This window comes from Candidatus Ruminimicrobiellum ovillum, from assembly GCF_002392975.1.
Classification (GTDB): domain Bacteria; phylum Elusimicrobiota; class Endomicrobiia; order Endomicrobiales; family Endomicrobiaceae; genus Ruminimicrobiellum; species Ruminimicrobiellum ovillum.
This window is the reverse complement of the sequence record NZ_DGIC01000004.1, coordinates 1-19,623: the sequence shown is the minus strand read 5'-3', so window position 1 is coordinate 19,623 and position 19,623 is coordinate 1. Positions and strand designations below refer to the sequence as shown.

Here is a 19,623-nt window from a genome sequence, read left to right as displayed (position 1 = left end):
TAGATAACATTTTTGCTATAGGCGATATTACCGCTAAAGGATTTTTGGCATATACCGCCGAACAGGATGCAATAAATGTTGCCGAAAATTTACAATCTGAAAATCCTGTACCGAAAGTCGTTTTTTCGTTTCCTCCCGTAGCATCGGTGAAAGCAGTTGATTATGATGATTATAAAGATGTTGCTTTCGGAAAATCAACTTTTATTTCAAATGCAAGAGCACAAATCGAAGGACAAAGAGCGGGTTGGATAAAAGTTGCTGTAGATAATGTTTCTAAAAAAATTATAGGTGTTTGGATAATAGGTGTAAATGCAGACGAACTTATAGAGTCTGCAACAATGATAATAAAATCAAATATGAAAGTTGAGGACTTATCGAAAGATATGTTTTTTCATCCGGGACTTTCCGAACTGATTTTTGAAGCAGCCAAAAATTGCTGAAGCAGTTTGGAAGATTGGAGACTTTGAAGAAAACAGAAAGAAATATTTGGATAGATTGCGGCTCGTAGTCCGCAATGACAAAAAGGCAGGGTGTCATCGCGCACAACCAACAATGTCATCCTGTACGACCAACAATGTCATCCCGCACTTGATGCGGGATCTCATCAGTGTCATTCTGAACTTGATTCAGAATCTATAGAAAATCGTCCGCAGGACACCGAAATTACTAATTACTAATTTCTAATTACTAATTGTCTTTAAGTTGTAAACTATATATTGTCATTAAAAAGGAGTCTTTATGTTAAAAACTACGTTTTTAAATCCTCAACATAAGAAGTTGGGTGCAAAGTTTACCGAATTCGGCGGATGGGATATGCCGGTTCAATATACTTCTATTATAGAAGAACATAATGCGGTTAGAAATTCCGTAGGTATATTTGATACTTCTCATATGGGAACATTCATTATATCGGGCAAAAATGCAGGTAAATTTTTGGATTATGTAACAATATCGGATATGTCTAATTTACCGTTATATAAAGCAAGATATTCCATGCTTTTAAATAAGCAGGGCGGAATAAAAGATGATATCATAGTATATAAATTCGAAAACTATTATATGATGGTAGTAAATGCGGGAAACTTGGATAAAGATTTCGCTTGGCTAAACGAAAATAAAGCGGATAATGTGGATATAAAAAATATAAGCAAAGAAATTTCCATGATGGCAGTTCAAGGTCCTAAAGCAGTGGAAATCGTTTCTCAAATAGTTGACGGAGAAATAGCTTCAATGAAATATTTTACCGCAAAAGATATTTCTTTTAAAGGACAATCCGCAAACTTCTCAAAAATAGCAAGAACAGGTTATACCGGTGAAGACGGATTTGAAATTCTTATATCCAATAACTGTGCCGAATATGTTTGGTCTAAACTTGTGGAACTCGGTGCAAAACCTTGCGGACTCGGTTGCAGAGATACATTAAGACTTGAAGCATGTATGCCGTTACACGGTCACGAAATATCGGAAGAAATTAATCCGATAGATGCGGGATTTATAAAAACTGTGTTCTGGAATAAAGATTTTATAGGAAAATCCGAAATAGAAAAAATAAAAGATGCTCCTTCAAAAAAGTTAGTTGCTTTTATTTGTCATGGCGGTATAGCAAGAGCTCATGATGAAGTTTATTTAAACGACAAGAAAATCGGTTATGTTACAAGCGGAACGTTTTCGCCTACATTTAAAAAAGCTATCGGTATGGCAATGATAGATATTTCTGTAGACGAAAATTCGCCTATACAAGTAAAAGTTCATAACAATTTAAGAAACATAACAATCGTTCCCAAACCGTTTTATAAGAGAGCAAAAAAATAAATGAAGAAGTTTTGTTTTAGTTTAATAATTTTATTTTTTTGTATTACTTCTTTGTTTGCGGAACAGTTGGTGGAAATATCCATAGAAATAACCGAAATAAATAACAATAAAGCCAAAGAGTACGGAATAAAGTGGGTAGATGAAATTTCTACCGGCGAACTTTTTGTTACTAACGGTGAAGGTAACACCGTTTATCCGTCACTTGTGGAATTTAACGATTGGGTAAGATACACTCCGTTAAGTGCAAAATTAAAACTTTTGCAGGAAAGCGGTTCGGCACAAGTATTATCCAATCCTAAACTTATAACAAAGTCCGGAACAAAAGCAAGATTTTTGGTCGGCGGGGAATTCCCTATAGCGGTATCCGGTGTTTCAGGCGGTAATGTAGAATGGAAAGAGTACGGAATAATTACCGAAATTTTACCGAAAATTTTGGAAGATGACAGAATAGATTTAGTTATAGAAACCGAACTTTCAAGACTCGATTGGGCAAATGCCGTTCAAGGTTTTCCGAACATTGCCAAAAGGCAGGCAAGATCAAGTGTTATATTAAAAAATCAGCAAACTATAGTTATTGCGGGCCTTATAGAAAATTATAAAGATAAAACATCTTCGGGTATTCCTATACTTTCAGATATTCCTTTACTCGGAACATTGTTCAAAAATACAAAAGTAAAAGATAACAAAACGAATGTTTTAATCTTTGTTACTCCCAAAATTATAGAACAATGAAAAAAATCTTAAATATCATAAACAATAAATCAGGTCAAGCTGCGGTAGAGTATGTTTTGTTTACTCTTGTTATGTTTGCCGCAAGTTACGGTATGGTAAAACTTTTTGTTCTTGCATGGAAACATAAGTTCGAATTTGTTTCCTTTATTATGGGAGTATCAAATGTTTTGTTTTAACAATAAAGGGCAATCTTTTTTGGAAGGTTTTATAATTGCCTGTATAATAACGGTTTTAATGTTTGCGGCAATACAAGTTTGTATTATTGTTACGGACGATATGTTTTTGAATTACAGCGCTTTTTCGTCTACAAGAAAAATAGTTATAACAAAAAATAAAGAAATTGCCGACACCGCAAAAGAAACAGTGTCAAAACTTCTTACGGCATATATGTTAAGTTCCAAGAGTGTATTTTATTATAAAACCACACATTGGGACGAAGATATTTTAGGTAACAAAATTTTGGATCACAGCAACAAAAAAATAAATAAACACAATGTAAAAGTCGGTTACAATACAAGAATAATGTTCGGGCAATTTTTCAATTCTTTGTTTTACAGAGAACAGTCAGCAAGGGCAAGAATGGTAAAATCTCCCGACGAAGAATTTTATAATAAGGCATATCCTGATGCAAAAGAGTTTCCTAAATATGAACAATAGAAAAGGTCAAGTATTACCTTATATGCTTGTAATGTCGTTAATTCTTATATTCAGTTGGGCAATGATGGTAAACATTGCCAAAATTTTAAGAGATAAAATGATATTACAAAACTATGTTGATAACACGGTAATATCGGTTGCAAATTTGCAGGCAAGAACATTAAATTTGTTGGGTGCAACAAACAGTTTAATGGCAACCGTTTTATCTACGGCATCATACCCCATGATAGCAATGTTTCCGTCTTTTTCTACCGATAAGGTTGGCGGTTCGATGATACCCGGTCCGTTTTGCGACTATTATTGTCCCAAAGCAGGTGTTGCCGTAAACGAAAGGTACAGCGGTGTATTGAAAATGAAAAAGCTTGTAAATTCAATACAACAGTTTCAAGACCTTTTACTTACAAACTATATGGTTCAATCTGCACTGTTATTGAACAAAATTCCCGATAAAGATTATAAAGTTTTTGTTATACCGTCAAGATATGCTAAAGGAACAAATTTGTTTAATTTTAATATAACCGATCCGAAAGTTTGGTTAGGTATAAAAAGAAATACTAAAGGCATAACTTACTATAAGACAATGAACTTTTGTCTTGATGCCAAATCAAAACATTATCACATAGTTATACCAAGACAATATATGAAAGATAATGTGTCTTGGTATGTTCAGAATACGGACTTTTACGATAAAAAGTTGGTGGGCATAGGAATAAAAACTCCTTCAAAAAATGACGGATACCCGTTATTCAAAAATATCTTTGATGTTAATATGCCTGTATTGTATAGTTTGGGTGCTGTGGGATTATATAATGTTAAAGGTCCTATGTATCCGGAAAAAGAAGATACAAGTACAGGTTTATCTTATATTACGGCGGCACTTTTGTCACCTATGGTGGCACAACAACTTTTTGTCTTTTATAACATAATACAAGCTGTTGCTTATATTCCCGCCGTAGGGCAAGTTTGTGCTGCGGTCGGTATAGCGGCAGCCGCATATTATGCCGAAGAAGCAACAAGAAAAATAATTACGGAACCGTTAAATAAAGAAACTCCGATTTATAAGTACAACGAAGCCGAGCTCGGCGGTTGGGATGCTCACTTGGTCCCCGTTTAGAAGATTGGATGTTTGGCAACGACGGAACGGCAATTACTAATTAATAATTACTAATTTCTAATTGCCGTTTAAAAGTATATTTAGTAAAATAGTTGCCATGAAAATATCTAAAAAAGAATTGGAAAAACTTAATAAAGAAGGTTTAATAACTTCTCAACAAGTAGAAAATATAATCAGTTATTATCAATCAAACACAGATAATAATAAGTTATGGAAACGACTTTTTGTTATAGCCGGGCTTCTTATTGCATTAGGTATTATCTTAATAATAGGTGCAAATTGGTCCTTAATTCCGAACCTTATAAAAATAACAGTAGATTTTATTTTATTTTTAGTATTGATATATGCAGATTATTATTTTATAACAAATAACAAAAAGAATTTATCGGAAGTATTTTTGATAATATCTTTTTTTATGATTGCGGGAACCATAGGCCTTATTGCACAGGTATATAATTTGGATGGCGGTTGGTTTTCTTTTGCAAGATTTTGGATGATTTTAGCTATACCTTTTGTATTTTTAAGTAAAACTTTTTTAATAAATATTTTGTGGTTGGTTTTACTGTTTAACAGTTTTCCGCAAAGCTTTTATACTTGGTTACATGATATTTATTCTTATTTTGTTTCGACCTTTTTACCGTTTTCAAAATCCTACAATATTTCCGTATTCTGTATTTTATTATATTTGTTGTTGGCATTTTTACAATATTTCGGAAACAGTATATATATAAAGTTTGATAGAAAACTTGTTATAGCAAAAGCTTTTTCCATAATTGCGCAATTAACAAAATATTGGACTTTATGTGCAATAGCCTTACAAAGAAATGCAATAGATATAATTTTTATATTTTGTTTATTGTCATACAAATTGTATATTAATTATAAAAACAGAAAAGAAAAATATTTTAGAAATTATGCGATAGCGGCAGAAATATACATAATATACCTGTTTATCAGTGCCTATGGTAATTTACTCTTTACCGGTATAGGGTTTATTATGGGGGGAATACTTTTACTTGTTTCAATATATGTTTTAAGAAAAATGTTGTCTTATATGAAAAAGTTAGGGGTAAATAATTGAGAAATAAATTTTTATTGTTTATGTTACTGATTCCCGTTATATGCTTGTTTGTATGGAACTGCTTTTTGTGGTATGATAAAGATTCCGGAACGGAAATAACAGTGAGAATATCGGGATATGATCCGAGAGATTTGTTGTCCGGACATTATATAAGATACACAATAGATTGGGATAAAACGGATTTGCAACAATTTGAAGATAAAAGTTTTACAAAGGACGATTTTGTTGATAGTTTAAACAAAAATTCTTACAGGTTTTATGTTTCGGAAACTCATGCAAAATATTTGGATAAATTGTTGATGGAATCGTGGAACATAAAAGAAGAAAATAATAAAAAAATAGAAGTAGTTTATTCTTATAAACAAGGTAAACATCCTATTGCTAAAAAACTTTTAGTAGATGGAGAACCTTACCAAAAAATTATATAAGATAAATAGAGGATAAAAATGTTTGAGATATTAAATTATATTTTTTCGGTGGGAATAATTTTTTCGCATGTAATAGGATACATAGTTTCTATTTTTGCTTTCCTTTTTATATATAAGAACTGGAACAATATAAAAAATAACAAGATAATTATTTTTGCTTTTGCCTTTTTATTGTACGGTTTTATAAGAGCTTATTTTTGCGATTATGCAAAAGATGCCTTCGATGAAATGTTTACATATTTAACAAGCTGGTTATTCCCTTTTATTTTGGGTTACTTTATTGCAGATAATTATAAGAAAGGAAAAATAATAAAAATTTATATTTTAACTTTTACCATAGTTATAATATTTTCGGTATTGGCTTATTTCGGCTTGTTTTATGAAAGGTTTTTGGGGGCTCCTTTAGCTTTAAAGGGAAAACTTATCAATGCAAATTTGTGGCATATTTCGTTAGGAGCTATGTGCGTACTTTTATCTTCTTTTTCATTGAACACTCTTTTATTTAAAAAAGATTTATTAAAGAAAGAAAAAATTATTTTAGGTGTATTAACCGTATTATTCATCGTTTCTTTATATTTAACAAGTTCAAGAGGATACTATATTGCAGGATTTATAACCTATTTATGTATGTTTGCATTTTATGTTTTTACAACAAAAAAATTTAAAATTCCGGCAATTTTATTTTGTATATCTTTTGTGATAATATCAGTTTTGTTTTTTAACAGTTCGTATATGCAAGATAGAATAAAAAATACAAATCTTACCACTGATGCTAATGTAACAAGCAGAATAGATTCGTATAAAGCCGCAGTGCTTATTTTTAAAAATAATTTTGTTTTCGGTGTAGGTCCAAGGCAAGGTGTAAAACAAGCAGAATTTTATGCAATGACACAACCTTTAAAAGAAAGTCGTCATCAAATCAGGCATTTACATTCTATGTGGTTAGCCGTTCCGGCAGAATTTGGTATTATAGGCTTTGTGCTGTTTTTTGCAATGATATTTTTAATTCTAAAAAATTTGTATTACGAATATAAATATAACAATTCTGTTTTTGCTTTATGTATGCTTTTTGCATGGTTATCTTTGTTGATAGGGGATTGTTTTGATACCGTTTTAAGAGGTCCGAGAGTAGCAATGGACTATTTTTGGTTAACAGGTCTTATCCTTGCAAAATCAAGCAACAAAACAGAGACAAAATAAATTATCTTACTTCAATTCCGTTTTGTTTCATATACTGTTTTAAATCGGAAATTTCCAACTGTTTAAAATGAAAAAGTGATGCTGCAAGAACGGCAGATGCGCCTTTTTTGCACACATCAACAAAATGTTCTTTTTTACCTGCTCCACCGGAAGCTATTACCGGAACATCAACAACTTTAGTTACTTGTTCCATAAGTTCCAAATCATAACCGTCTTTTGTTCCGTCTTTATCCATACTTGTAAGAAGAATTTCTCCGGCTCCGAGCTCTACACACTTTTGTGCCCATTTAATAACATCCAACTCTGTTCTTGTTCTTCCGCCGTGAGTATATACTTTCCAACCGTTGTTTTCTTTTTTTGCATCTATTGCTACAACTATACATTGGTTACCGAACTTTCTGCTGCCGTCATGTATAAGTTGAGGATTTAATACAGCAGCGGTATTTATTGATATTTTATCTGCACCGGCTTTTAAAAGAGTTCTCATATCATCAACGGTTCTTATTCCGCCGCCGACTGTAAGGGGAATAAAAACTTGTTCCGCTGTTTTTTTTACGACATCTAAAGTTATTGCTCTTTTATCGGAAGAAGCCGTAATATCCAAAAAAACAACTTCGTCCGCACCTTCAATATTGTATCTTTTTGCTATTTCTACCGGGTCACCCGCATCTCTCAAATCCACGAAATTTGTTCCTTTAACAACTCGTCCGGCATTAACATCTAAACATGGAATAACTCTAATTGCTACCATTTGAAACCTCACATTTAGAAACAAAATTCTTTAATAATTGTAACCCTATTTCTGAACTTTTTTCCGGATGAAATTGACAACCCCAAACATTTTCTTTTGCGATTGAAGAACAAAAATCTATTGAATGATTTGTTGTTGTTGCTATATATTCTTTATTTGTCGGTTTGCAATAGTAAGAATGAACGAAATAAACATAACTTTCGTCTTTTATATTGTTATACATTTCTTTTACGGTATTATTTGCTTTAGAAATAAATATTTTGTTCCAACCCATGTGAGGAATTATTAGTTTTTCGTTTTGTTTGGGAACAAATTTTTCTACGGAGCCTTCAACTATATTTAACCCTTTATGCAGACCGTCTTCATAACTTTCGGAAAATAAAAGTTGGAAACCCAAACATATTCCCAAAAACATTTTTTTGTTTTTTATATGTTCTTTTATTGCAATATCAATACCTTTTTGGTTAAGTATTTTTATTGCAGGTTCAAAAGCTCCTACTCCGGGCAATATTATTGAGTTATAATTTTTTATGCTGTCGGCATCTGAAATAATATCAACATCACCGCCGCAAAGTTCAACGGCTTTTGATACGCTTCTTAAATTACCCATACCGTAATCTATTATTGCTATTTTTCTCATAATAATCTTTTCTAAAATTACTAATTACTAATTGCCGTTTTTATTCAACCGTTACCGATTTTGCTAAATTTCTCGGTTGATCAACATCGCAACCCTTCATAACCGAAACAAAATATGCAAAAAATTGTAAAGGTATAACATTAATTAAAGGAGATAAAATCTCATCAACTTCCGGAACAAAAATTTGATAATCGGATTTTTTTACTATGTCTTTGTTACCTTTATTTGCTATTGCAATTATTTTTGCACCTCTTGCTTTAGCTTCCTCTATGTTGCTTAATATCTTATCGTAAACTTTACTCTTTGTTGCTATAACCATTACCGGCATAGTTTCATCTATCAATGCAATAGGTCCGTGTTTCATTTCTCCCGCAGGGTATCCTTCCGCATAAATATATGAAATTTCTTTTAATTTCAGTGCGCCTTCAAGTGCTATAGGGTAATTTATGTTTCTTGCCAAATATATGAACTGTTTTGTGTTTTGAAACAATTTTGCGATTTCTTTTATTTTTGTTGAAAGTTTTAATGTCTCGGAAATCTTTTTCGGAACATCTCTTAAATTAACGATAAATTTTGCTAACTGCTTTTTAGAAATAGTCTGTTTCTTTGAAGCTATAAACATTACGAGTAAATAAAGAGCGGTAAGTTGTCCCGTGAAAGCTTTTGTTGAAGCAACACCTATTTCCGGTCCGCAATGGGTATATAAAACATTGTCCGCTTCTCTGCTGACACTTGAACCTACAACATTACATATTGCAACCGTTTTCGATTTTTTCTCTTTCGCAAGTCTTAATGCCGCGAGAGTATCTGCCGTTTCTCCGGACTGTGAAATAAATATCGTTAAAACTTTGTTATCTATAACAGGGTTGGCATATCTGAATTCGGAAGCAATATTTACTTCCGTAGGAATACCGGTCAAATTTTCAAATAAAAATTTCGCCGTAAGTCCCGCATGATAAGATGTTCCGCAAGCAACTATACATATTCTTGATATATTTGAAATTTCTTCTTTTGTAAGTTTTACCGATTGTAAAATTATTTTGTTTTCTTCATCGGAAATTCTGCCTCTGAAAGTATCTTGCGTTGTTTGAGTTTGTTCGTTAATTTCTTTAAGCATGAAATGCTTATAACCGCACTTTTCGGCTTGTATTGCATTCCACAAAATTTTCTGTTGTTTTCTTACAACTTTTTTGTTCTTTACATCAAATATTTTTATTGAATCTTCTTTAATTTCGGCAACATCACCGTTTTCAAGAAAAATTACATCTTTAGTGTATTGCAATAATGCGGAAACATCGGAAGCGATAAAGTTTTCATCTTTACCCAATCCTATAACCAACGGTGCATCTTTTCTTGCAACAACAATTCTTGATTTATCTTCGGCAGATATTGCACAAAGTGCATAAGCACCTTCTATATTTTTTAATGCGGATTTTACCGCAGCTAACAAATCGCCTTTATAATATTTTTCTATTAAATGTGCTACAACTTCGGTATCGGTTTCGGAAGCAAATTTATGTTTTTCTTTTTGTAACTGCTTTTTTAATGAAACATAATTTTCTATTATTCCGTTATGAACAACGACTATTTTACCGCTGCAATCGGTATGAGGATGAGCATTTTCTTCGCTCGGTTTTCCGTGAGTTGCCCATCTTGTATGACCTATACCTATATTGCCGAAAATTTTATTTGATTTTATGTTTTTTTGTAAATTTATGAGTTTGCCGACACTTCTTCTTCTTTCTATTTTGTCGTTTTCTATAACGGCAATACCTGCGGAATCGTAACCTCTGTATTCGAGTTTTTGTAAACCGTTATATATTACGTCAACCGCATTTTTTTTACCGATATATCCTACAATTCCACACATAATAAAATACCTTTTTTTTGTTAAATATTTAATTTATTATATCAAATTTTACCGACATTATACATTGTAAATTGTAAATTATAAATTTTAAAAATTGCGGAGCAATTTTTAAAGCAGTTCTTTGTATATCTTATCTATTTCTTCTTCAAAATTTGTTGTACCGTAAATAGAGAAAACTTCTCTTGAAAGCGCAAGAGCAACAGAACCTTCACCTGAACGAACTATCATGTCGGAATTCTTTTTTCTTAACTCTTTTGCATTTTCGGAATAAGTTGTATGAACCAATATTTTTATTCTTGAATTTAAAGATTTTGCTATTTCGGTTATTTCCTGTGCAGGTGCAAAAGGAGTGGAAATTACAATTGCTTCTGCCGTTTGAATAGCAGACATTATTAAAATTTCTCTTTGAGAAGCATCTCCGTAAATTGCTCTGAGTTCTTTTATGTTTTGTGATTTTATCTTTTTTACTGTATCAATATTCATTTCGATAACAGTTACATTTATTTCCTTCTGTAATAATATTTTAGATATTGTTCTGCCTACAGGTCCATAACCTATAACTATAACATGTCTTAAATCTTTAGTTTCGTTTTCTATTTCATCGGTTATTGTATAATAAGTTTTAAAATATCCTTTCTTTTGCAAAAATTTTATTATGGAAGGTATCCACCTGTAAATTGTAGTGTTAAATGTTATTGTAATAATAGAAACAAAAATTATTGCATTGTAAGCATCTTTAGACATTATTCCGTAAGATACTGCAAGGGATGCCAAAATGAAAGAAAATTCTCCTATCTGTCCCAATGCCGTGCCGATGGCTATTGCTTTTTTTACAGGCTGTTTTAGAAATTTGATGATGAGAGTTGCACCTATGGGCTTTACAAACAAAACAACAAACAACAATATTATTATTAACGGCCATGATGATTTTAAAGTTGAAATATCAAAAAGCATACCTACGGAAACAAAAAATAAAACCGAAAAAACATCGCTTATAGGAAGAGCTTCCGAAGTCGCTCTTGCACTGAAATCGGATTGCCCTACAACCATACCGGCCAAAAATGCACCAAGTGCCATAGATGCGCCGAAAAATTCGGCCGCACAAACAGATATTCCTAAAGCAATAACAAGAACGGACAAAATGAAAAGTTCTCTGTTCCCTGTTTTTGCGATATGTTCCAATAAAAAAGGAATAACTTTTTTACCGACAATTAAAGCAAATACAACCAAAACAGCAAGTTTTGCTATTGTAATTATAAATGTTAGGAACAAATTATGATTTGAGGCTGTTTTACCAAAAAATGCAGGTAATAAAACTAATACTACAATTGTAAAAAGATCTTCCATTATAAGCCAACCTATTGCGGCATGGCCGGTTGGAGTATGTAACAGTTTATTATCGGAAAAAACTCTTGTTAAAACAACGGTACTTGCAACCGATATTGAAAGGCCTAGAATTATGGCTGAAGTCCATGACCAACCTAAAAACTTAATCAGTATTGTTGTAACCGTGGTACAAGTTGCTATTTGAATTAATGCACCGACCGCAATATTTTTTACGGAAATGAAATCTTCTAATTTAAAGTGCATTCCTACACCGAACATCAAAAGAACTATACCTATTTCCGCACACTGTTGAGCAATGCTCATATCTGCAACGATTCCGGGTGAATGAGGACTTACCATTATTCCTGCTAAGAGATATCCTACAAGAGGGGATAATTTTATTTTTTGAGCTATGTAGCCGAGTATTAAAGCAACGGTTAAACCGCTTGTTAATGTGAATAATAAACCTATTCCGTTAGACATAAAAGTTCCTATAATTTTTTCAAACATTATTATACATTAAGCTATTAAACTATTCAACAGCTATTATTGTAGTTTTTAGTTTTCTTATGTATAATAATAAAATCATGAAATTTAAAATAATACTAATATTAACAATACTTCTTTCGATTTCAATAGTCGCAGGTTCATTGTATACAAAAAAACTTATAGATGAATTGCCGTCGATATCTAACCTTGAAAATTATACTCCGAGCATAGTTACAAGAATTTTTGATAGAAACGAGAGACTTATTACGGAACTTTTTGTTGAAAGAAGAGTGTTGGTTCCGTTAAAAGATATTCCGTTGGATTTGCAAAATGCTTTTTTGGCAACGGAAGATAACGATTTTTATGAACATTGGGGAATATCGACAAAAGGTATTTTAAGAGCATTTATTAAAAACCTTTTGAAAGGTAAAGTGGCGCAGGGCGGTTCCACAATAACACAACAACTGTCAAAAACAATATTTTTGACCGCAGAAAGAACAATAACAAGAAAAATAAAAGAAGTTTTACTTACAATACAACTTGAAAGACAATATACAAAAGAAGAAATTTTACAACTTTATATAAATCAAATATATTTCGGTGCCGGCGGATACGGGGCAGAATCCGCTTCAAGAATATATTTCGGCAAATCCGTTAGAGATTTGAATTTGGCGGAATGTGCAATGATAGCGGCTTTACCTAAGGCTCCGAATTATTATTCTCCTTTGAAAAATCCCGAAAGAGCAACAAAAAGGAGAGCTCTTGTTTTGTCAAGAATGAGAGAGTTGGGATACATAACAGAAGAACAAGAAAAAGAAGCGAATGAAATACCTGTTCCTACGGAAAAACATACACAGGAACAAACATCCGGACACTATTTTGTTGAATATTTGAGAATATTGTTGGAACCTAAATACGGAACGAATGTTTTACATAAAGGCGGCTTAACAATATATACAACTCTTGATATAAAAATGCAGGAAGCCGCGGAAAAAGCTTTAACCGAAGCTTTAGATAAATTCGACCAGGAACATTTAAGTACTTTTGAAAAAGAAGGTTCGGAACTTAAAAAAGTTCAAGGTGCCATAATGGCTATAGATCCGAAAACCGGCGCCATAAGAGTTATGGTCGGAGGAAGAGATTTTAAAGAAACGAAGTTCAACAGAGCCGTTCAAGCAAAAAGACAGGCGGGTTCTTCATTTAAACCGTTTGTATATACAGCTGCAATAGATACAAAACAAATGACACCGGCGACCGAACTTGAAGATGAACAAATGGTGTATGTGTTTGACGGAACAAAATGGAATTTGGTTTCAAGAAATGTTTCTTATGTGGAAAAGTTAGCCGAAAAAATGAAACCGGAAGAACTTATAGATCCTATGAAAATTTGGTATCCGGTAAATTATGGCGGTAGATATAGAGGAAATGTTTTGCTAAGAGAAGCTCTTGCAAGATCGTTAAACACCTGTGCGATAGAAACTATAGATAAAGTAACTCCGGCAGTTGTTATTGATTATGCAAGAAAGATGGGTATAAAAAGTCCTTTAACAAACACTTTATCTTTGGCATTAGGTTCAAGTGATGTTACGTTACAGGAAATGGTTTCGTCTTTCGGAACATTGGCTTCCGGAGGAGTAAGAACGGAACCTTACTTTATTACAAAAGTTATAGATAAAGACGGTAAAGTTTTAGAAAACAATTTACCTGTAGAAAAAGAAGTGTTGTCGCCCCAAACATCTTATGTTATGACAAATCTTTTACAAGGGGTTGTAAAAAACGGCAGCGGATATGCCGCAAGACAGTTAGGCAGACCTTGTGCCGGTAAAACGGGAACATCTAATGATAGTGTTGATGCTTGGTTTGTAGGATATACTCCGCAAATTGTTGCGGGTGTTTGGGTGGGTTATGACGATAGAACTTCTTTGGGAACAAAAGTTACGGGCGGCAGCCTTGCTTGTCCTATATGGACGGCATTTATGAAAGAAGCTTTAAAAGGTTATCCTACAGTTGATTTTACACAGCCTACAAGCGGAATAGAGTGGGCTTTGATAGATCCTAAAACAGGTCTTCTTGCATTGAGTAAAACGCAAAATTCTTATTTGGAAACTTTCTTGGAAGGAACGGTTCCTACTATGTACTGTACTCAAAAAAACAAGTACGATGAAAAATCGGTGATAGAAGATTCCGATGACCAAGAAGGGTATTAATTTTCTTCTTTAAAATAATCAAACACATCTTTAAAAGTTAAATTTGCAATTTGTAAGTTTGCAAATTTGTTGTAAAGTTTCATCTTTGATTTGTTTAACATATCGGAATGAATACCGTATCTTAAAGCAAGACTTGCTTCTACATATGCGGATAATTTGTCGCAAACTTCCACCAATTCACCGTCTGCCGCATTGAATTCGTTTTTATTATATTTTTCTTCGATTGTATCTACAAATTTAATTTCGTTGTTTTCTACAATTCTGTTGGTAAACTCATGTTCTATAAAATATTTCATTTCAAAATGCCATGTTTCAGGAAGTAGAGGCAGAATTCTGCCTTCAACTTGTTTCTTTTCAAATTCTTTTATTATGTCTTCAAGTCCTTCTACCGAAGATTTTACCGGGCTTATTATATCTTTTGTTAAAATTTCAGGTAAATCGTGGAATAAGGAAGAAAAGAAATTATTGTAACATCTTTTCTCACAAACTTTCATATCCAAAGAGTACAGGTATGCAAAAATTGCCACTATAAACATGTGTCCTAAAACGGTGGTTTTAGGTTGTCTGAACGATTGTGCCCATCTTTGTTGGAATCTTAATTGACCGCACAAATCTAAAAATCCGTAATATTTTTTGTTCATTACAAGATTTTTTACACCTGCAAAATCCTGATATTTAGATACACAATTTTCAACGGTTTCTTTTGTTCTGTGTATTCCGTAAAGCATTTGATTTAAAGGGTAAATTACACCGAACTCCCATCTTGTAGAAAATTCATGAGAAGCGGCTAAAATTCTTTTTTCATATTTTGCATATTCTTCATCAAACAAATATTGTTCAAACCTTTTTGAAAATTCCGGTCCGATTTTTGAAATATCTTCACTGAGATTTTCCAATACCCATTTGTTTAATTCTTTTTTCTTTTTAGACATTATTTCATGATAAACTTCCGGTTTTAAATCGGTAAGCATTGTTCTGTGAAAAAATTCGAATATTCCTCCTTCTATAAGTTTTAACCAATCGATTTTTTTGTTTTCTTCTTCGTCGAACTTTGCAATTATATATGCAATAATCATCTTATGTGCTTGTTTATCTATTTCAAAAAAATCAAACGGTCTTATATGATCGTTCCATCTTAAAATATTCGCTGCCGAAAATATTCTTTCAATAAGTTGCTTTGTTATCACTTCATTTCCTCCGATATCTTTTCATTTGTCATCCCGCACTTGATGCGGGATCTCGTCTTTGCTGTTTCCGACCGTCTGTACTTCTAATCTTCCGATTTCCTGCCGTTAATTATACATTACAAATTGTACATTATACATTGTCGTTTTGGTCGTCTTCATATTTTCCTTCCACATCTATTACATTATCTTTATTTAATGTTTTTTCCGAACTTTCGGAAACTTGTTTTTTGTAAAAATCATCATTTCTTACTATAACAAATTTTTCAACAATTAAATAAATTATACTTAACATTATTGCACCGAAAAATGCCGTAGAAAAATTTTTTATATAAAAACCTTTTACCAAACTTTCTACAAATATCAATAAAAAAGCATTTATAAATAAAGTAAAAAGACCTAATGTAAAAAAGTTTACCGGTAGCATTATAATCTTTATTACGGGTTTAAGATATATGTTTATGAGCGACAATACGATTGCCGAAACTATTAATGTTTGCCAGCTCGAAATAACAATTCCGTTAAAAATTCCGGATACCATAAACAAAGCAAACATATTTATTAAAGTCACTATAACAAAATTTCTCATTTATTTTTCTCCAATTTCTTATGATTGAAATATACATATATTTTACCAAAATTTATGTTATCGGTTTTATATCTGCTGTAACATTTTTTTATGTTCGGTTCGTTTAAAAATCTTATAACCTTCTTTTTTAGTTGTCCCGATCCTTTGCCCGGTATTATTTCAACGATATCTGTTTTTTTAGTTACGGCTTGTTGAATTATATCGTTTAGAGCTTTATCGATTTCTTTACCTTTATTAAAAATATCGTGTAAATCAAGTTTCAAATAAGACATTTACTTTACCATTGTTATAGATTTGTTTTTTATGTAATCATTAATATTCATAAAAGTTTCCACTGTTTTGAGTTTATATTTTGTTTGAACAACGGAAACATCTTTATTATATATTTTATTGAAATATAGCAGAACATAATAATTCGTTTGCAACAAAATTTCCATGCATATAAATATAAAGATAACAGCGGATAATAAAATTAAAATTTGTTTCATTTGATTTTTATTCTGGCTATGGTATATTTCGGGAAAAGTTTTATATCTTGTTCAGGCACGGTAATAACTATTGCCTGATTGGCTTTACCGGGGGAAATTGTATCTACAACTTTTCTTGAATTTGCTATTTGAATATCTCCCAATTTTATTTTATAAGGTTCAAATTGATAAGGAGACAATAAATCGAATTCGTCACCTTTAGATAATTTGTGCCTTAATTCAAGAGTTATTTTGTTGTCATTAATTTCTCTTACAACTCCGCAATTTCTGTAATTGCTTTTGCTTGAAGTATCGTTATAATCTTGAGCGGAGTCATCCGGTATCCCGTTAAAAAAGCCTAATGTATATCTTCTGTTTTGTAAAGTTTCAAGTTCTTTCATATATAATGTATGGTTCCAATTTTCGGGATTGTTGTAATAATCATCAATTGCTTTTCTGTAAATTCTTGCCGTTTGTGCAACATAATATTCCGTTTTTGTTCTGCCTTCGATTTTTAAAGAATCTATTTTTGCTTGCAAAATTTTATCAAGTTTAGGCATTAAACATAAATCTTTGGAATTAAAAAAATATGTTCCTTTATCATCTTCTTCTATCGGATAATAGTTGCCCGGTCTTTCTTCTTCTTCGAGATACATTTTATATTTCCATCTGCAGGAATGAGCACATGCTCCCTGGTTTGCACTTCTTGAAGCCATAAAAGCCGAAATAAGACATCTTCCGGAATAACTTATACACATTGCACCGTGTATAAACATTTCTATTTTTATATCCGGACATTTTTGTTTTATTTCTACTATTTCATTAAAAGAAGTTTCTCTTGATAATACACATTGGCTTGCTCCCATCTTTCTCCAAAAGTCTACCGTAAGATAAGATGAAACATTTGCTTGTGTAGATATATGTAAAGGAATATTTGGAATTCTGTCGTGTACAAATTGAAACACTCCCGGATCCGAAATTATAATTCCGTCGGGATTTAATTCTTTTATAGTATTAACAAATACAGATAATTTTTCTATATCTTTATTATGAGAAAATAAATTTAATGTAAGGTAAATCTTTTTATTTGTATTGTGAACAAACTCTATTCCTTCTTTAAGTTCTTCCAAAGGAAAAGAAGACCTTGCTCTTAAAGATAAATCCGGAGTTCCGGAATAAACGGCATCCGCTCCGTATAAGATTGCTGTTTTTAATCTCGATAAAGAGCCTGCAGGTAATAATAGTTCGGATTTAAATTTTTCCATAACACATATATTATAGCAATTTTTACAACTATACTTCTAATCTTCCAATCCTCCAATCTTCAAATCTTCCAAAATTGCCGAGGGCAATTTTAGGGCTTGACATTTTTTTAAAAGTGTGGTATAAGTATGCCCATTGCAAATCGGAATTGCAAAAAGTTCTTTTAAAAGCAGTTGATAAAAATAGGTCAACCGTTCAATGAAAATTTACAGAATAAATTTTCCGCTTGACAAATTTTTAAAAGTGTGATATAAGTATGCCCATTGCAAATCGGAATTGCAAAAAGCTCTTTTAAAAATAGTTGATAAAAATAATTTAATTGTTCAATGAAAATTTGCAGAATAAATTTTCCGCTTGACAAATTTTTAAAAGTGTGATATAAGTATGCCCATTGCAAATCGGAATTGCAAAGTTCTTTTTAAAAATTTGAAATAACAAAGTACAAAAGAAAAAAAGTACTTGACAAATTTTAAAAAGTTTGGTATAACTTTAAAGCTTTGAAAAAAATACTTGACAAAAATTTTAATTTGTGGTATAAGTAAAAGCAGAATTGATCTTTTAGTAGTTTTTAGCAGTAACCTTTTAAGTAGCAGTAATTAATAGTACGGGTAAATAAGTCTTCTGGAAATAATGAAGCACCCAACTAATATATAGACAGAGAAAATTCTTTGCTGAAAGGCAAGATGCAAAGAAGGATGGTTTTTTTTCTCTCTCAAAAAGGTCTTTGATAACTGAATAATATGCAGATGAGTGTCCTGTAAAAGGGGCAATCAAGCAATTTAAGGGTCTAGTTGTTTTTTTGTAGTTTATATATGTTTAAACATATATTATTAATGTAATTAAGAGCTTAAGCAAAACTCTATAAAATTTTTTTATGGAGAGTTTGATCCTGGCTCAGAGTTAACGCTGGCGGCGTGCCTAACACATGCAAGTCGAGCGAGTTCTTACAGAGTATCGTAAGAATTAGCGGCAAACGGGTGAGTAACACATGGGAAACCTCCCTTAGAATGGGGAACATCTCCGTGAAAACGGAGCTAATACCGCATAAGACCACAGTTTGGCATCAAACAGGGGTAAAAGCAGCAATGCGTTCTAAGATGGTCCTGTGTCCTATCAGCTAGTTGGTGGGGTAACGGCCTACCAAGGCTAAGACGGGTATCCGGCCTGAAAGGGTGAACGGACACACTGGAACTGAGACACGGTCCAGACTCCTACGGGAGGCAGCAGTGGGGAATTTTGGACAATGGGGGAAACCCTGATCCAGCGACGCCGCGTGGAGGATGAAGGTTTTAGGATTGTAAACTCCTTTTGGAGGGGAAGAATAAATTGACGGTACCCTCAGAAAAAGCCACGGCTAACTTCGTGCCAGCAGCCGCGGTAATACGAAGGTGGCGAGCGTTACTCGGAATTACTAGGCGTAAAGCGTATGTAGGTGGTTGAATAAGTCTATGGTGAAATTTCCTGGCTCAACTGGGAAGGGTACATAGATACTGTTCGGCTTGAGTGTGTGAGGGGGAGACGGAATTCCTGGTGTAGCGGTGAAATGCGTAGATATCAGGAGGAACACCGATGGCGAAAGCAGTCTCCTGGCACAATACTGACACTGAGGTACGAAAGCTAGGGTAGCAAACAGGATTAGATACCCTGGTAGTCCTAGCTGTAAACGATGCTCACTAGATGTGGGAGGTATCGACCCCTTCCGCGTCGACGCTAACGCATTAAGTGAGCCGCCTGGGGAGTACGGCCGCAAGGTTGAATCTCAAAGGAATTGACGGGGGCCCGCACAAGCGGTGGAGTATGTGGTTTAATTCGA

The 19,623-nt window shown here is 32.8% G+C and carries 18 protein-coding genes, 1 rRNA gene and 1 pseudogene; 11 read left to right on the top strand and 9 right to left on the bottom strand.

Going from position 1 to position 19,623, the window contains the following annotated elements; translation table 11 throughout:
* The 9 genes and pseudogenes from B2Y85_RS01980 to B2Y85_RS01940 form a co-directional block, all read left to right on the top strand.
* Nucleotides 1–440 (top strand): annotated as a pseudogene (locus B2Y85_RS01980) (hypothetical protein); the annotation flags it as partial.
* 298 nt (nucleotides 441–738) lie between these two features.
* Nucleotides 739–1,812, top strand: a complete 1,074-nt coding sequence (gene gcvT / locus B2Y85_RS01975) for a glycine cleavage system aminomethyltransferase GcvT (protein ID WP_372518802.1) — start codon at nucleotides 739–741, stop codon at nucleotides 1,810–1,812.
* Nucleotides 1,813–2,544: a hypothetical protein gene (locus B2Y85_RS01970; protein WP_372518801.1), complete on the top strand. Its 732-nt coding sequence runs from the start codon at nucleotides 1,813–1,815 to the stop codon at nucleotides 2,542–2,544.
* On the top strand, nucleotides 2,541–2,720 hold the full coding sequence (locus B2Y85_RS01965; protein WP_372518800.1) for a hypothetical protein: 180 nt from the start codon (nucleotides 2,541–2,543) through the stop codon (nucleotides 2,718–2,720). The genes B2Y85_RS01970 and B2Y85_RS01965 overlap by 4 nt, the downstream gene beginning before the upstream one ends.
* Entirely contained in the window at nucleotides 2,707–3,201 is a 495-nt protein-coding gene (locus B2Y85_RS01960; RefSeq protein ID WP_372518799.1) for a hypothetical protein, read from the top strand. The genes B2Y85_RS01965 and B2Y85_RS01960 overlap by 14 nt, the downstream gene beginning before the upstream one ends.
* Nucleotides 3,191–4,315 (top strand): hypothetical protein, encoded by a 1,125-nt coding sequence (locus tag B2Y85_RS01955; protein ID WP_372518798.1) that lies wholly within the window; start codon nucleotides 3,191–3,193, stop codon nucleotides 4,313–4,315. The genes B2Y85_RS01960 and B2Y85_RS01955 overlap by 11 nt, the downstream gene beginning before the upstream one ends.
* A gap of 97 nt (nucleotides 4,316–4,412) precedes the next feature.
* Nucleotides 4,413–5,396: a DUF2157 domain-containing protein gene (locus B2Y85_RS01950; protein WP_372518797.1), complete on the top strand. Its 984-nt coding sequence runs from the start codon at nucleotides 4,413–4,415 to the stop codon at nucleotides 5,394–5,396.
* Nucleotides 5,393–5,824: a GDYXXLXY domain-containing protein gene (locus tag B2Y85_RS01945; RefSeq protein WP_372518796.1), complete on the top strand. Its 432-nt coding sequence runs from the start codon at nucleotides 5,393–5,395 to the stop codon at nucleotides 5,822–5,824. The genes B2Y85_RS01950 and B2Y85_RS01945 overlap by 4 nt, the downstream gene beginning before the upstream one ends.
* A gap of 18 nt (nucleotides 5,825–5,842) precedes the next feature.
* Entirely contained in the window at nucleotides 5,843–7,024 is a 1,182-nt protein-coding gene (locus tag B2Y85_RS01940) for an O-antigen ligase family protein (protein WP_372518795.1), read from the top strand.
* A gap of 1 nt (nucleotide 7,025) precedes the next feature.
* On the opposite strand, the gene hisF is transcribed toward B2Y85_RS01940, so the two are convergent.
* From hisF to B2Y85_RS01920, 4 genes are all read right to left on the bottom strand, one after another.
* Nucleotides 7,026–7,775, bottom strand: a complete 750-nt coding sequence (hisF, locus tag B2Y85_RS01935) for an imidazole glycerol phosphate synthase subunit HisF (protein ID WP_372518794.1) — start codon at nucleotides 7,773–7,775, stop codon at nucleotides 7,026–7,028.
* Entirely contained in the window at nucleotides 7,762–8,415 is a 654-nt protein-coding gene (hisH, locus tag B2Y85_RS01930) for an imidazole glycerol phosphate synthase subunit HisH (RefSeq protein ID WP_372518793.1), read from the bottom strand. The genes hisF and hisH overlap by 14 nt, the downstream gene beginning before the upstream one ends.
* 40 nt (nucleotides 8,416–8,455) lie before the next feature.
* The gene (glmS, locus tag B2Y85_RS01925; protein ID WP_372518792.1) at nucleotides 8,456–10,285 is read right to left on the bottom strand and encodes a glutamine--fructose-6-phosphate transaminase (isomerizing); all 1,830 of its coding nucleotides are present in this window, start codon (nucleotides 10,283–10,285) and stop codon (nucleotides 8,456–8,458) included.
* 108 nt (nucleotides 10,286–10,393) lie between these two features.
* Nucleotides 10,394–12,094 carry a cation:proton antiporter gene (locus B2Y85_RS01920; protein WP_372518791.1) on the bottom strand — a complete coding sequence of 567 codons (1,701 nt, stop codon included), beginning with the start codon at nucleotides 12,092–12,094 and terminating at the stop codon, nucleotides 10,394–10,396.
* Between the two features lie 104 nt (nucleotides 12,095–12,198).
* Here B2Y85_RS01920 and B2Y85_RS01915 point away from each other — a divergent pair, with 104 nt between their 5' ends.
* Nucleotides 12,199–14,307 carry a penicillin-binding protein 1A gene (locus tag B2Y85_RS01915; RefSeq protein ID WP_372518790.1) on the top strand — a complete coding sequence of 703 codons (2,109 nt, stop codon included), beginning with the start codon at nucleotides 12,199–12,201 and terminating at the stop codon, nucleotides 14,305–14,307.
* Here B2Y85_RS01915 and B2Y85_RS01910 read toward each other — a convergent pair.
* The 5 genes from B2Y85_RS01910 to B2Y85_RS01890 form a co-directional block, all read right to left on the bottom strand.
* On the bottom strand, nucleotides 14,304–15,494 hold the full coding sequence (locus B2Y85_RS01910; protein ID WP_372518789.1) for an HD domain-containing protein: 1,191 nt from the start codon (nucleotides 15,492–15,494) through the stop codon (nucleotides 14,304–14,306). The genes B2Y85_RS01915 and B2Y85_RS01910 overlap by 4 nt on opposite strands.
* A gap of 130 nt (nucleotides 15,495–15,624) precedes the next feature.
* A complete protein-coding gene (locus B2Y85_RS01905) occupies nucleotides 15,625–16,080 on the bottom strand; it encodes a phage holin family protein (RefSeq protein ID WP_372518788.1) in 456 nt (151 codons plus the stop codon).
* A complete protein-coding gene (locus tag B2Y85_RS01900; RefSeq protein ID WP_372518787.1) occupies nucleotides 16,077–16,352 on the bottom strand; it encodes a Smr/MutS family protein in 276 nt (91 codons plus the stop codon). Before B2Y85_RS01900 ends, B2Y85_RS01905 begins: the two co-directional genes overlap by 4 nt.
* On the bottom strand, nucleotides 16,353–16,568 hold the full coding sequence (locus B2Y85_RS01895) for a hypothetical protein (protein ID WP_372518786.1): 216 nt from the start codon (nucleotides 16,566–16,568) through the stop codon (nucleotides 16,353–16,355).
* The gene (locus B2Y85_RS01890) at nucleotides 16,565–17,812 is read right to left on the bottom strand and encodes a peptidase U32 family protein (protein WP_372518785.1); all 1,248 of its coding nucleotides are present in this window, start codon (nucleotides 17,810–17,812) and stop codon (nucleotides 16,565–16,567) included. The genes B2Y85_RS01895 and B2Y85_RS01890 overlap by 4 nt, the downstream gene beginning before the upstream one ends.
* 869 nt (nucleotides 17,813–18,681) lie before the next feature.
* On the opposite strand from B2Y85_RS01890, the gene B2Y85_RS01885 reads away from it, so the two are divergent.
* Nucleotides 18,682–19,623: ribosomal RNA gene (locus B2Y85_RS01885) — 16S ribosomal RNA — on the top strand; the annotation flags it as partial.